The sequence below is a fragment of the Bradyrhizobium sp. 61 genome (assembly GCF_023073075.1).
Lineage (GTDB): Bacteria > Pseudomonadota > Alphaproteobacteria > Rhizobiales > Xanthobacteraceae > Bradyrhizobium > Bradyrhizobium barranii.
On sequence record NZ_JADPIU010000003.1, the window covers coordinates 75512 to 87906 of the forward strand.

Annotated in this window: 14 protein-coding genes; 4 read left to right on the forward strand and 10 right to left on the reverse strand. The window is 61.8% G+C overall.

The genetic code is table 11. From position 1 onward, the window contains the following. Positions 1-92: 92 nt before the first annotated feature. The 10 genes from IVB46_RS00935 to IVB46_RS00980 form a co-directional block, all read right to left on the reverse strand. The gene (locus tag IVB46_RS00935) at positions 93-2600 is read right to left on the reverse strand and encodes a bifunctional DNA primase/polymerase (protein ID WP_247314822.1); all 2508 of its coding nucleotides are present in this window, start codon (positions 2598-2600) and stop codon (positions 93-95) included. Positions 2601-2612: 12 nt separating this feature from the next. Beyond that, entirely contained in the window at positions 2613-2963 is a 351-nt protein-coding gene (locus IVB46_RS00940) for a DUF6511 domain-containing protein (RefSeq protein WP_247314823.1), read from the reverse strand. Then, positions 2950-3216 carry a hypothetical protein gene (locus IVB46_RS00945; protein ID WP_035675166.1) on the reverse strand — a complete coding sequence of 89 codons (267 nt, stop codon included), beginning with the start codon at positions 3214-3216 and terminating at the stop codon, positions 2950-2952. Before IVB46_RS00945 ends, IVB46_RS00940 begins: the two co-directional genes overlap by 14 nt. A gap of 11 nt (positions 3217-3227) precedes the next feature. Continuing rightward, positions 3228-5177 (reverse strand): DEAD/DEAH box helicase, encoded by a 1950-nt coding sequence (locus tag IVB46_RS00950; RefSeq protein ID WP_247314824.1) that lies wholly within the window; start codon positions 5175-5177, stop codon positions 3228-3230. Beyond that, positions 5177-5776 carry an MT-A70 family methyltransferase gene (locus tag IVB46_RS00955; protein ID WP_247314846.1) on the reverse strand — a complete coding sequence of 200 codons (600 nt, stop codon included), beginning with the start codon at positions 5774-5776 and terminating at the stop codon, positions 5177-5179. The genes IVB46_RS00950 and IVB46_RS00955 overlap by 1 nt, the downstream gene beginning before the upstream one ends. A gap of 32 nt (positions 5777-5808) precedes the next feature. Beyond that, entirely contained in the window at positions 5809-6066 is a 258-nt protein-coding gene (locus IVB46_RS00960; protein ID WP_247314825.1) for a hypothetical protein, read from the reverse strand. A gap of 5 nt (positions 6067-6071) precedes the next feature. Next, a complete protein-coding gene (locus IVB46_RS00965; RefSeq protein ID WP_247341656.1) occupies positions 6072-7184 on the reverse strand; it encodes a hypothetical protein in 1113 nt (370 codons plus the stop codon). Positions 7185-7285: 101 nt separating this feature from the next. After that, positions 7286-7876, reverse strand: a complete 591-nt coding sequence (locus tag IVB46_RS00970; protein WP_247314829.1) for a DUF669 domain-containing protein — start codon at positions 7874-7876, stop codon at positions 7286-7288. A gap of 43 nt (positions 7877-7919) precedes the next feature. Further along, entirely contained in the window at positions 7920-8702 is a 783-nt protein-coding gene (locus tag IVB46_RS00975) for an ATP-binding protein (protein WP_208087364.1), read from the reverse strand. Positions 8703-8714: 12 nt separating this feature from the next. After that, positions 8715-9086: a helix-turn-helix domain-containing protein gene (locus IVB46_RS00980; RefSeq protein ID WP_247314831.1), complete on the reverse strand. Its 372-nt coding sequence runs from the start codon at positions 9084-9086 to the stop codon at positions 8715-8717. A gap of 267 nt (positions 9087-9353) precedes the next feature. Here IVB46_RS00980 and IVB46_RS00985 point away from each other — a divergent pair, with 267 nt between their 5' ends. The 4 genes from IVB46_RS00985 to IVB46_RS01000 all read left to right on the forward strand — a co-directional run bounded on the left by IVB46_RS00985 (position 9354) and on the right by IVB46_RS01000 (position 11976). Continuing rightward, positions 9354-10052, forward strand: coding sequence for an XRE family transcriptional regulator (locus tag IVB46_RS00985; protein ID WP_247314833.1), 699 nt, complete (start codon positions 9354-9356; stop codon positions 10050-10052). Positions 10053-10152: 100 nt separating this feature from the next. Further along, positions 10153-10554 (forward strand): hypothetical protein, encoded by a 402-nt coding sequence (locus IVB46_RS00990; protein ID WP_247314835.1) that lies wholly within the window; start codon positions 10153-10155, stop codon positions 10552-10554. Beyond that, positions 10547-10825: a hypothetical protein gene (locus IVB46_RS00995; RefSeq protein WP_247314837.1), complete on the forward strand. Its 279-nt coding sequence runs from the start codon at positions 10547-10549 to the stop codon at positions 10823-10825. The genes IVB46_RS00990 and IVB46_RS00995 overlap by 8 nt, the downstream gene beginning before the upstream one ends. Beyond that, positions 10822-11976 (forward strand): DNA-directed DNA polymerase, encoded by a 1155-nt coding sequence (locus IVB46_RS01000; RefSeq protein ID WP_247341659.1) that lies wholly within the window; start codon positions 10822-10824, stop codon positions 11974-11976. Before IVB46_RS00995 ends, IVB46_RS01000 begins: the two co-directional genes overlap by 4 nt. The last annotated feature ends 419 nt before the right edge of the window (positions 11977-12395 follow it).

Here is a 12395-nt window from a genome sequence, read left to right on the forward strand (position 1 = left end):
GGGGGGCATGATGATGCCGGAGCCTTGGGAGCGCGACAGCCTCATAGCAGACCAATGCAAGGTTGCAAGCTAGTTTGCAGTTGCATGGGGGCTCACACCGCGAACCAACGGTGCGACGGACGGCCGCCGGTCTTGGTCGAGGCGAACCGCTGCTCGATCTGCTTGGACTCGAGAAGCTGTTGGGTGATGTCGTTCAGGCGGCGCAGGTCGAACTCGCCGTTGACCATCTTCTTCAGCGTTGAGCTAGTCACGCCGTCTGATCCGGCTTCCTTGATCCAGCGGCGGACCTTCAGGTACTCGGCCTGCTTGTCGTTGAGGGCCAGCCGGTCGCTGACCTCGACGATGCAGTGCCGGGTCGAAAGCTCCATCAGCTTCGCCGCCCAATCGACCAGATCGCGCGTGAGCACCGGCCGGATAGGATCGACGCCGATGGCGACGATATGGGCGACGCGCAGGGCGACTTCCATGGTGCGGGTCCACAAGGCAGCCAGGTCGGGCGAGCACGCCTCCCCTCGCCGCCTGAACGCCAAGCGCAACTCCATCCACCGTTCCTTCGCACCGACGCCCCAATCGGCCACGCGGGGCCGCAGGATCGGACGCGACGACGAGTCGCCCAGGTTGCCAGCCCCGTTGTGGGTGATGATCGCCCGGCAATCCTCGATCAGCTTGGTCGGCGGTTCGAGCGTCGCCTTCGGCTCGACGCCGTCCGCCGGGTCGCCGGTGATCGTGAGGACAAGCCATCGCGGCAGGAAGCCGTCCGAGATACCCTTGCCCGACATGGACGGCCAAAAGTCGTGAGGCGTGGACGTGCCATAGATCGAGAAGTTGGGGTTATAGATCGGCACGGCGCTTTCGGCCGCCGACGCGGTGCCCTTGTAGAGCGAGTCCGCCGAAGTGAACATCTGCATGAGCATCTGACGAATGCTCGACTGATGCGTCCCGGCGCGCCGGTCCATGATCTTCGCGATGAAGGCCCCGAACTCGTCCATGAGCGACAACTGCGACGGGTTGTGCTCGATGGTCTTGCGGAGCGCCGAGTCGGATAGGAAGCCTTCCGGCCCGAGATAGCGATCGAGGCCCGACTCCACAGCCAGCCGGGACAGTGCCTTGCGAGGATGGTCCTTGCCGTAGCCAGCGGGGGCCAGGGCGACGATGTAGAGATTGGTGCGGAGATTGGTAGGCCCCGCGTGATGCCGCCCAGCGAGCGTCCCCACGAAGCCTAGCGCCGGTCCCAGGGCGAGCGGACGCGACGGACTCGACGTTGAGGCGGCGATCCAATCCATGATGTCCCCGACCAATCCCGGCGGATGGCACAGGGCCTCCAATTCCCCCATCGTGGGCGTGATTTCATTGTGGTCGGCATCCGTAGAAGGATCTTCAGCGGCCTCGCCAGCGGGCTCCGCAGGCACCGTAGCGGGCACGCCAGTGACCATTGCGAGCATCGCAACTTCATAGGGCTGCGGGTTGGCCTTGACCCACGGCGTAACCCCGGCCGCCATCTGGCGCTCGACCCACGAACCCGGCTCCATGCTCGGCGCGGCCTCAAGGATGGCCTTCTCTCGCGCCGCGATCCGGGCCTTGTCGCGCTCGGCGGCTTCCGCCATCTGCGCGGCTTCCTTCCGGCGCGAGCGCAGGTCGATCTCGACGCCGAAGTTATAGCCAAGCTGCTCGCCCAGCCATTGCACGGCCGCGTCACGCTGCGCCTCGCCAAGCTCCATCGACTTCATGACGACGTTGATGGGCGTGAAGGTCTCCATGGTGCCGAAGTCCTGAATGCCGCTCGGATCGAACGACAGGTTCGGATGACGCTTCGCCATGGCGCGGCCCGAGCCGGACGAACGCCACGGAGCGACGGCGCGATACTTGGCCCCGAGCCAACGGCCCTTCGGCAGCGCCAGCTTGCCGACCCACGCATGGAGGTTCGCCAGCGCGTCTTCGTTCAGCTTTCGGAAGAAGTCCGTCGAATGGTACTGGCTGACATCGGGGACCTCGCTCGGCGGCTCAGAGCGCCGATCCGCCTGGGGATCATAGCCATACGCCTTCAGGACTTCGCCGATGCGCTCGGCGATGTCATCGGGCAACTCGGTCAGTTGATCGAGGCGCACGTCGAGCAGCGTGTCATCGGTCCACCAATAATAGGGTTCGCCGGTGTCGGGATGGATCGAGGGCGGCAACACGGTCTGCTTGCCCTCCGCGAGCAGATCGACAAGCCCGACGCGCTCGGGGGTGCGGAAGTTGCGCGAGCGGATTGCGTCGGTGTTACCGCGATAGAAAAGCGAGATGCCCTTGCGGCCCTTCTTCTGCACGTTCGAGTGCGGCAGCATTTCGAGCAACGCATCCATTGCGGGCTCGAAGTCGATGTCGATGCAGATCAGACCAAGGCCGCAGGCCACGCCGACACCGGCGTTCGGCCACTTCGACCAATAGTTGATCTGCAACTGTCTCGGGCGCGTGGTGCAGTAGTCGTTCCAGCCGTTCGCGGCCTTCCAGCTTTCGTCGGCATAGGTGCCCGGCAATTTGCTGTTCGGCATAATCGGGATCGGGCTATAGCCGTTCTCATAGAGTCCCGGTCCGGCCTGGGTGAATGGCGAGTCGATCATCAGCGTGAATCCTTAGAACGGGGCAGTGCCAGCGGCGACACGCTTGCGCATGTTCTCGCCGTATGAATTGAGGATGGTGGACAGGAAGTTGCCCCACTCTTTCTCGCTCAGTTCGGACAGGTTGAACTTGCCCAGGCGTTCAAGGTACGCACCGGCGTCAGCGCCAGCGTCTTGAAGAGCAAGGTTCTCGGTCGCAGTCAGAGACTTCGGCGGCATGTGGAAGACGGCCTTTCCTAGTGAGATACAGTCGGGCTCTTCGCAGAGCCAAAGGATCGGCTTGCCACCCTTCGGGGCGTAGCCAAGTCCGGTTGCCTCGCGGCGGCAGACGCCGCAGCAAATCGGTTCAGGATCAAACACGCGCATTGTTGTCGTTGCTCGCTAGACGTTGACGGATCGCGCGCTTCATCTGCGACACGCAGTTGTCGGCAGACCGGACATCACCGGCGCTCGACGGGAAGAAGAACTTGAAGGACTTCCCCTCGCCTAGCTGCACAACAACATACGGATGCTTCCCCGCCATCAACGGCTCGAACGAGTAGCCGTGCGCCGTCAGGTAGGCGCTTAGCTTCTGATACGACTCATTGCGCCGTATCGCCTTGTGAAAGTTGTTCCCCATGATCGTCCCCCTCAGAACGGAATGTCGTCGTCGAGATCGGTGTTGTCCCAAGGCGCGCGCGTCTGCATCAGCGGCGGCGTGATCTGCGCATTCCATGGAGCCGTGGTGCGAATCTGCGCGACGGGCTTCTGATACCCAGGCATCACGGCCCGGTTGTTGTCGTTCGCCACGGGAGGGTTGGTCGCCCAAGGCTTCGGCTTCGCGGCAACTTGAGCGCGGTACGCTGCCGCCTCTTGCGGCTTCCCGTTCAGTTCAAAGTTGCGCGCGATCATGTCGTCACGGTTCGGCGGCGGCGCTGCGACGACCGAATGCGACTGACCTTCCGGCGCGATCTCGCCCAGCTTGCGCGCGACGATCTCCCAATGCTTGCCGTTCGCCTTGATCATGATCTCGGCCGTCTCGCGAAGCTCTTTGGCGCGCGTGAAGGTGTCGGCGATGGAGAACGGTGCATCGTCATTGCCGCCGTGCTGCTTCCACCACTTCTCGAATTTCATGCGCGCATAGCCCTTATGCTCGGGGCAAATCCATTCCTTGTGAGAGACGGAGCCGCACAGATACTCGACACGGATGCTCGGCGTGCCACCCGGCTTGTCATGGCGATAGAACGTGCGCCGCTTCACCGCCACCCAATCGGGCTTCGACGTAGACATGATCGGCGTCACGTCGGCGGTCTGCTTGATGTTCTTTTCGACATCGCGCTCGAACTTGTGACCGCAATCCGGGCACTCGCTAAGACCGGCGAAGATCAACGAATGGCACGTCGGACATTCCTTCACCGGGGCCTCGCCCCCGCCCTTCCCCGGCTTCTTGATCGTGACCCGATCAATGGGGCCGTGACGCCGGACGTTGCCGCCGAAGTCGAGAACGAGGCAGTCTTCCTTGCCGTTGCGGACGGACTCTTCGTAAGTGTCGCCCAGGAGCCGCGTCCCGCGTCCGCACATCTGGACGTAAAGCTGCGTGCTATCCGTCGCGCGCAACAGAGCGATCAGGTCGAGGCGCTTGATGTTCGTGCCGGTCGTGAGCACGCCGAAGTTCGTGACGGACGTGAGCTTGCCGGACTTGAGGTCTTCGAGAATCTGGTTGCGCTCGCCCTTCTCCATGCCGCCATGGACCGTCTCGCACGAATAGCCGCGCTCGCGGATCGCATCGCGAACGCTGAATGCGTGATCGACGCCAGCGCAGAACAGAAGCCATGACCGGCGCGGCCTCTCGTTGCTGGCGGCGTAGCCAATGATTTCATCGACCGCCGCCTTCGTGACCTCGCCCTGATCGAACACCGCCTTCAACGACTTGTCGGTGAACTCGCCGCCAGATCGGCGAAGCTTGCTCAGATCGATCATCGTCGTCGCGGTGGCCGTGGCCTTCGAGACCAACGGGCAAAGGAAGCCCTTCTCGATCAGTTCGCGGATCGAGATTTCGTAAACGATGGCGTCGAACATCGCGTCGTCGCCATCCGTGAGCATGCCCGAGTTGGTGCGATACGGCGTGGCGGTCAGGCCAAGGATCAGCATCTTCGGATTGATCAGCTTCAGCGCGGCGATGAATTTGCCGTACATGGTCTGCGCGTCCGGCGGCAGCATGTGCGCTTCGTCGATGATCAGAAGGTCAACGTGGCCGATGCGAGCCGCGTGCCGCCACATTGTCTGAATGCCGCCGAAGACGATCTGCGCGTGCGCCTCTCTGCGGCCCAGGCCAGCCGAGAAGATGCCAGCCGGGGCGAACGGCCAAAGGCCCATAAGCTCGGCGTAGTTCTGCTCGATCAGTTCGGAGACGTGCGTAGCCATGACGATGCGCGTCTGCGGCTCGAACCCGATCAACTCTTCTGTGATGGTGCCGAGCACCGGCGACTTGCCGCCGCCGGTGGGGATCACGATCAGCGGGTTTCCGTCCGGCTTTTCCGACCAATAGTCATAGACAGCGTCGATTGAGTCGCGCTGATAATAGCGAAGCTTGAACGCCATCAGAGAGCAGCGCCAAAAAGTGAATTGTCGTTAGCTGCGCGAGCCGGATGGCCGGGCAGATGAAACAGGTTCGGGGTGCCGCCGGTCTTGCCGACTTCGTTGCCCCATTGATGCCAACCGGCGCGAGCGTGGCGCGCGAACAGTTCGATGTACGGGCCATCGAGCAGACGTTCGATTCGGTTGTAGGCTTCGAGCGGCTTGGCCGAGTGCTCGCCGCGCGGTGCGAGGATGGTCTTGTCGTTCGGATCGAGGTCGAGGATCAGGCGCTCAACGCCCTTCCCGTTGCGCTTCGGTTTGCCGCGCGTGCCGAACAGGCAAATCTCGGGATTCGCGCGCGTCCAATAGCCCATGCCCATGTGCGGGCGCAGAGCACGGCCGACCTTCACGTAGTAGAACAGGATCGTCTTGTATTCGAAGCCCCACTCATTGAGGACTTCAATGCCCTGGGGGATCATCGTGTCGATCACCCACAAGCCGCAGGCAGCGTCTTCCGGCACGATCTCGCGCACCGGCAACGCCTTGATCTCGTTCAACGGCATGCAGTCATAGTGCTCTTCAGGCGAGCGCTCTTTGCCTTCCTCGCTCCACGTCTCGAACATCCAAGCCGGATCGCCATAGACAAACGGAAAGCTCACTGAAGAACCTCCGTCAGATCGGGCTCATAGTCGGTGTCGTCGTCGCGCGATCCGGCCGACAGGTCGAAGAAGGTGATCTTCCCCTTCTTGATCGGCTGATGCGTCGCCTTGTGATGGCAATCGCAAAACGACTTCTCGTTAGTCGTCGGCGCGCCGCAGACGAAGCCTCGCATACCGGATTGCCCAGGCAGGAAGAACATGCACTGACCGCGCATCGTCTCGATGAAGCGGGTCTTGAACGGATAGGCGGACATGCGCGTTATTCCCCTTGCGCTGCGTAGTGATCAGTCAGGCGGATGAACTCGGCGAAGGTGATCTCTTCGCAGAGGGGTTCGGTGTCGCGAGGATCGGGTTCGCCGGGGAGCGTGGCGAACAGGCTGCCGCTTTCGGGGTGGTGCCAGTAGCGACGCTCGGGCTCAGGCTTCACGCCATCGCGCCACTCGCGGCCGTCATGCAGCGTGTAAAGCGCCCACTCTTCTTCATCGCTCGCGTCGATCAATTCGCCTGGGACAAGCGACGGGAGAAAGAGATGCGCGGGACACGCCTGCTTCTGCTCGGCGAGCGAGAGCGGCTTGTTCCAACGGGCACACGACCAAGCGGCGTCGCCGAACATCTCGGGCGACGCGTGAATGCAGGTCCGGCACGAAATGCGAGCGAACGAATGCTCATGACAGTTGGCAAGATGGTTGCACATCGTCCGGCACTTGAAGGCCATCTTCGCGTTGGGATCGTCGTGCAGACGCGGCGGCGGGTTCGCGTACTTGATAATCCGCTCAGCGCGAGCGAGCAGCCGGATCGCTTCAGCGTGGTCCGTCTCGATGCGCTCGCTGTAGACTTCCCCGGTGTTCTTGTTCCGGCAGATGTAAAGGCCGCGCTCGAAGCCGAAGAGATGGCAATAGGTGTTCAACTGAACCCAGTGCGTGAAGTAGCCCTCGCGAACACCGAGCTTCTTCACCTTGTCCCAATAGGTGTCTTTCATCGACTTGGCTTCGACGACATGCCAAGTCGCAGCCGCTTCCGGCAGGCCGAGCACCTTGCCGTCCGTCTTGCCGCGAACGTGGCCCGAGACCGCCGTGGCGCGATACTGCTTGCCGCGCGCGTCGAACTCGTCCACTTCGCAGCCGATCATGCGCAGCGCATTGAGCAGCCGCGTCTCTTCGATCTCGCCGGTCTCGAACGTGATGGCCTTCAGGCCGTCGATCACTTCGGGCTTCGAGGCCCAGCGAAAGGTGTACCAAAGCGCGCGCTCGCACTCTTCGCCTAGCAGCGATATCGAGATGCCGAGAGAGTCCCAAGCTTGGCTGCGCGACTTTGCATAGGCCGCATAGATGGCTTCGGTGGTGGCGCTAAAGGGTCTCGGCAGCGGGGCCATCAGGCAAGCCTCTATCGTTCGCGCCGAAGCACGTTTTGCAGACTGAATTGTCAGGGGGAGGAAGAAGGTGCCGGGGCCGAAGCCCCGGCGTTAGTCGCGTCTTAGGCGGTGCGCTGCCAAGGCATCTGCCGACCACCGCCACCGGCGGCGGGCGCAGGCTTCGTCGCCTGGGTGGCGGTCGCCTGGGTCTGCTTGACGTTGTCGTTGGCGGCCGAGTTGGCCTTCACGTTGTCGTTCGCAGCGGCCTTGCTCGGCGGCGGCTCGTTCGCATTGCCCGCGTGGATGAACTTCTTCACCGTCATGCGTTCCTTGTCGCTGCCGTCGCGGCCCTTGTAGGTCTCGACATCGAGGTCAGCATAGAACGGCTGGAACAGAAGCTGATCGGTGTCGGTCAGGTTGGCCTTGCCGATGCCGGTCGCTTCGGCGAGCGCCGCCAACTGAGCCTGACCGATCTTCTGCGCGGTCACGGTCTGATGGGTGACGTTGATGTTGCCGAAGATTTTCACGCCAGCGAAATCGCCCTCGACGACTTCCGCCTTGTACTCGAACAGATCGCCGGTGTTCTTCGAGTTACGCTTGACCTCGCCTTCGACGATGTTGAGCAAATAACGGTCGCGCGGGATGATTTGTCCGCCACCGCCTTCCGCGTCCTTTTCGTTCACGTCGGCGAGGTTCACGTTCAGTTGTGCCATGTTTATCTCCTATGGCGTTCGAGTGTTCGGTGGTGGTTGGTGGTTAGGCGGCTTCAGCGAGAGGCGCAGGCAGGAACTTGGCGAGCGCCGCGTAGCCTTCGCCCTTCTTGAACTGCAACTCCGGGGGCATGCTGAAGCGGTTGCCAGCGATGAAGCCGGGACGCTCTTCGAGGAACATCCAACGCGCGCCACCGCCTTCAGCGTGCGTAAGCTGCTTGTTGAAGCCCGCATCGACCTTCTTGATCGAAGCCTTGAAGTTGAGGAACGCGATCACGTCGCTGTTCGCTTCGATGATGTCGGCGGCGTCCTTGTGCAGATTGACGCGATAGCGCGAGTACGGATCGGTCGTCGGCGATTCGAAGCGGCTGATATCGCAGTGACCGAGTTGCACCACGGCCATCTGCCGATGCGAGCGCAGCGTCATGATGCCGTCGATGTATTCGAGGAAGATCGTCGCCGCGATCTTGTAGCCCTTGCCATAGCCGGGCTCTTCGATGGTCTTCCAACCGTTGCGGGCGCACGCTTCGGCGCGGATGATGTTCTCCAAGCCGGTCGTCGAGTCGAAGATCGCCGTGGCGTAGTTGTGCTCTTCGTTGACGAGCGCGCCGATGGCTTCGCAGAGGTCGTTGTAGTTGCGGACTTCGATGGTGTCCGCGACGATGCCCGCCGGGACGCTTTCGCCAGCCGCCGTCTGAATGAACACCGGCCGCGGAAACTCCGCAGCCAGCGACGACTTGCCGATCTTCGGCACGCCATAGATCGTGATGATCGGTTGGTCTTCGGCAGCCGACTTCTTCTTGACGCTGCCCTTAAGTGAGATTGCCATGTGGCTCCCCGGTTAGTGCTCGACGGCGTCGAGCTTCAAAGTCTTCGTCCAGACCAGCCGGTCAACAAGCCGGTAGCCGGTGCGATTGATCGTCTCGATCTTCACGGAATGGGGCTCGGTCTTCGACCGGATGCGCGACATGAACATCGCGACGCTGTGATCCGGGCGATCTTCAGTGCCGTACAGAACGAGCATCGCCATCTCTTTCGTGACGGTGTCGTTCGCGAGCAGAGACAAGAAGAGATCACGTTCCTTGGGGGTCAACCGCCAGTTGGTGGGCAGAGCGGCGGACGCGCGCATAGAGTTGCGCAGATCGGCGAATCTCTGTTCGAGCGCCCCGACGCGCGCGACCAGTGCCTCTTTCGTTTCGTTAACCAATTCCATCCGTCGATACCGCTTGACATCCGTCGCCTATCCGGCTTTATGCCGAATCAGTTGGCAACTTTTCCGTGAAACCGTTGAACTTTCTGTAACGGACAGAGTTAGGGATGTCAACGGACGGTAACGGATGATGAACATAATTCATCGGACGATCCGTCGCCGGACATTGGTAACAGGGCATTTGTCGTCGAGTGGCGATCCCGAGACAGCTAGTTTAGAGATTAAGGGGCTATCGGAATGGTGATCAGCAAAGTGCGTAGGGGGTTGGGAATGAAGTCGCGAGCAGATGAGAAGCGCGCCAAAGCGCATCCGGCGCTCGAAACCATCAAGGCGAGGATTGCGGAACGTCTAGTGGCCGCTGGACTATCGGGAAGAGAGGCTTCGGTTCGAGCGAAGCTAGGACTCACATATGCGAACGACATTCTTTCGGGACGTTCGCTAAATCCAACGCGCGAAACACTTGCTAAGCTTGGAACTGTTTTGGACACTGACGCCGACTATTTCTTCGGCACTCAAAGCAGCCCCCGAAACCTTCCACCTTCCAATCTGCTCCTAATGCGCGAAACCGTCGCGGCTGAAGTCCCCTCTCCCGCCGCAGCGATTCCATTGTTCCAGATCGGCTTGACCGATCCTGACGGCTTCTTCGCTCTGAGGGCAGATCGTCGGACATCATGGACCTCGTCGATAACTTCGAACGGCGATGCCTACGCCATCACTGTTCCCGACGACTGCTTGGCCCCACGCTACCGTATCGGTGAAGTTGTCGTTGTGAGCCCAAGCAAGCCCGTCGTGCATGGAGGCTTCGCGCTAGTGCGGCAAAACGACGACCGCGTTGCGATTCGGCAGATCGTCACGATCTCCACCGACAAGATCACAGTGCGATGCCTCAACGGGGAAGCCGACATCGACATCCCCCGTTCCCAGGTGAAGGCGCTGGAACGCATCATCGGTTCTTGTGAATTAGTTTGAATTAGTTCGATTGTTTTATCCGTCGCCATCCGTCGCAGTCCGTTGACATAACGGATAGAAGTTCATATGGTCCGTTGCCACTCGGGAGAGGCAACGGACCATGCAAAGCATCAAATTAGTAGTTTTGGAGTCGCCCTACGCGGGGGCGGTCAACGACAACGTCGCCTATGCGCGGCGTTGCCTGAAGGATTGCGCACTGCGCGGCGAGAGCGCCCAGGCATCGCACCTTCTGCTCACTCAGGTTCTCGACGACACCAAGCCGGATGAGCGCGCGCTGGGGATCGCGCTCGGTCTCGCTTGGCGCGAGGCCGCCCACTACTCGGTCTTCTACACGGATCGGGGATGGTCGAGCGGGATGCAAGCAGCGCTCGATAGCGCCATCCTCGAAAACCGCCCCTTCAAGCTGCGCGCCTTTGGTCGCGTGCAGTTTCCGAGCCGCTACTTTCTGCCGCTCAACATCTATGAGGCGATTGATCAGACGAAGGCTCCCGCCCATGCGTGAGCCCTCGCCGACCGACAAGCTCGCGCTTCTGCGCGCGCACGCCGCGTTGAGCGTCGGCGATTCGATGGTCGCTCGCCGCCATCTCGCGACGCTCGAAGCCATCGCGATCCGTGACGAGATCGACGCGGTGATCCGCGCCGGTCTGCACGATGACGCGATGCACCGGCTGCGACTCTTCACCCATCCGAAATTTCCGTCCGTTGACGAGTGCAAGGCGCACGCCGGCAGCGAGCGCCATTTTCACACGACCAAGCAAGGGAGCCTTCTGTGAAGTTCAAGATCAACCGTGACACTCTCGCCGACATTGTAACGCGCGGCGTATCCAGCGCACCAAAGAACTCGCCCGCTGTCATCGCGAACAACGCGCGCATCATCGCGCAGGATGGCGCGATCTCCATTGCCACGACCGACTTCGAGATGATGGTCGAAGCGACCGGCGCATGCGAAGTCGAAACCAACGGCGCGACGACCGTCGATGCGATGAAGCTGAAGGCCGTCGTGGATCGTCTGCCGAAGGGCGTCGATGTCACCTTCACCATGGACACGGCGAAGTACGAACTGATCGCCAAGGCAGGCCGGTCCCGCACCACCTTCCCGACGCTCGCCGCTGAAGACTGGCCTGCTCGCGACTACGCCATGGACGGCGCTCAGTTCGCGCTGGAAGGCTCCGACCTCGTTCGGCTGTTCGGCCACACCGCCCAGGCGCTTTCGACCGTGCCCAACTCGCCCATGCAGGGCGTCTTCCTTCACGTTGCCGACGACGGCAAGCGGCTCGCCGCCGTTGGCACCACCGGCACGATCCTGTTCAAGGCGACCGTCCCCGCGCCGGACGGTGCCGACGACATGCCGATGAACGACAAGCGCCCCGGCGTGATCTTGTCGGCCGAGACCGTCAACGCCGTGCTGCGGCTCTATCGCAGCGCCGACGTTGTGAACGTCATCGTCAACGCCAACTCGGTCTTCTTCTATACCGACGCGACTCGCTTCTGCTCTTCGCTGTTGGTCGGCACCTATCCGAACTACCTGCCGCTCGTTTCGAGCCCGGCGGCCGAGAGCATCGTCGTCAGCCGCGAATCGTGTGCGAGCACCGTCGCTCTGCTCGAAACCTTCGCCTCGAAAGAATTGGGCCACCGCTTGCAGTGCGCCGGTTCGGAAGACGGCTTCGTGATCGCGGTCGGCAGCCAGACCGGCGGCAGCGTGGACGTTGTCGAGGCGACGATCAACGGCGAGATCGCTGCGTTCGGCATCAACGGCATGTTCATGAAGACGATGCTCAACTCGTTCCGGGCGAGCAGCATTGCGCTCCATCCCGATCATCGCAATCGTCGCATCATGTTCCAGGCGGATGACGAGCATCTGACCGGCGTCATCGCCATGATGAACATCACGACCGAACTCGCGTCGGGTCCGCAGCATGAGTAAGTTCGTCGATCTGACGGGGCGCGCGTTCGGCGAACTGACCGCTAAGGAGCGGTGCGGGACGCGGCACGGAAAGGCGCTTTGGCGGTGTCTCTGCGCGTGCGGCGAAGAGACCTTCGTCAAGAGCAACCTGCTCATGAGCGGGCACACGAAGTCCTGCGGTCATCTCCGACCGCAGGCCATCGACATTGCCGGGGCGGTGTTCGGTCGCTTGACGGCAATCGAGAAGGTGTCCTGGGGGGCACGCGGGGCAAACTGGTTTTGCCGATGTGAGTGCGGCAACAACACTATCGTCCCGCAAGCGGACCTTCGCGCCAAATTCGGCAGCGTGAAGTCTTGCGGCTGCCTTAGTGGCAGCCCCCGCGTTCTGACCGGATACGAGAACCTGACCGGCCAGCGGTTCGGCTACCTGTCTGTCCTCG

What these genes read in the sequence shown, in the direction of transcription:
- IVB46_RS00970 (WP_247314829.1), bottom strand. Translation starts at nt 7,876, where the DNA reads ATGGCACAACTGAACGTGAACCTCGCCGACGTGAACGAAAAGGACGCG.
- IVB46_RS00935 (WP_247314822.1), bottom strand. Translation starts at nt 2,600, where the DNA reads ATGATCGACTCGCCATTCACCCAGGCCGGACCGGGACTCTATGAGAAC.
- IVB46_RS00995 (WP_247314837.1), top strand. Translation starts at nt 10,547, where the DNA reads ATGCGTGAGCCCTCGCCGACCGACAAGCTCGCGCTTCTGCGCGCGCAC.
- IVB46_RS00945 (WP_035675166.1), bottom strand. Translation starts at nt 3,216, where the DNA reads ATGGGGAACAACTTTCACAAGGCGATACGGCGCAATGAGTCGTATCAG.
- IVB46_RS00975 (WP_208087364.1), bottom strand. Translation starts at nt 8,702, where the DNA reads ATGGCAATCTCACTTAAGGGCAGCGTCAAGAAGAAGTCGGCTGCCGAA.
- IVB46_RS00965 (WP_247341656.1), bottom strand. Translation starts at nt 7,184, where the DNA reads ATGGCCCCGCTGCCGAGACCCTTTAGCGCCACCACCGAAGCCATCTAT.
- IVB46_RS00960 (WP_247314825.1), bottom strand. Translation starts at nt 6,066, where the DNA reads ATGTCCGCCTATCCGTTCAAGACCCGCTTCATCGAGACGATGCGCGGT.
- IVB46_RS00950 (WP_247314824.1), bottom strand. Translation starts at nt 5,177, where the DNA reads ATGGCGTTCAAGCTTCGCTATTATCAGCGCGACTCAATCGACGCTGTC.
- IVB46_RS00955 (WP_247314846.1), bottom strand. Translation starts at nt 5,776, where the DNA reads ATGTTCGAGACGTGGAGCGAGGAAGGCAAAGAGCGCTCGCCTGAAGAG.
- IVB46_RS00940 (WP_247314823.1), bottom strand. Translation starts at nt 2,963, where the DNA reads ATGCGCGTGTTTGATCCTGAACCGATTTGCTGCGGCGTCTGCCGCCGC.
- IVB46_RS00985 (WP_247314833.1), top strand. Translation starts at nt 9,354, where the DNA reads ATGAAGTCGCGAGCAGATGAGAAGCGCGCCAAAGCGCATCCGGCGCTC.
- IVB46_RS00980 (WP_247314831.1), bottom strand. Translation starts at nt 9,086, where the DNA reads ATGGAATTGGTTAACGAAACGAAAGAGGCACTGGTCGCGCGCGTCGGG.
- IVB46_RS00990 (WP_247314835.1), top strand. Translation starts at nt 10,153, where the DNA reads ATGCAAAGCATCAAATTAGTAGTTTTGGAGTCGCCCTACGCGGGGGCG.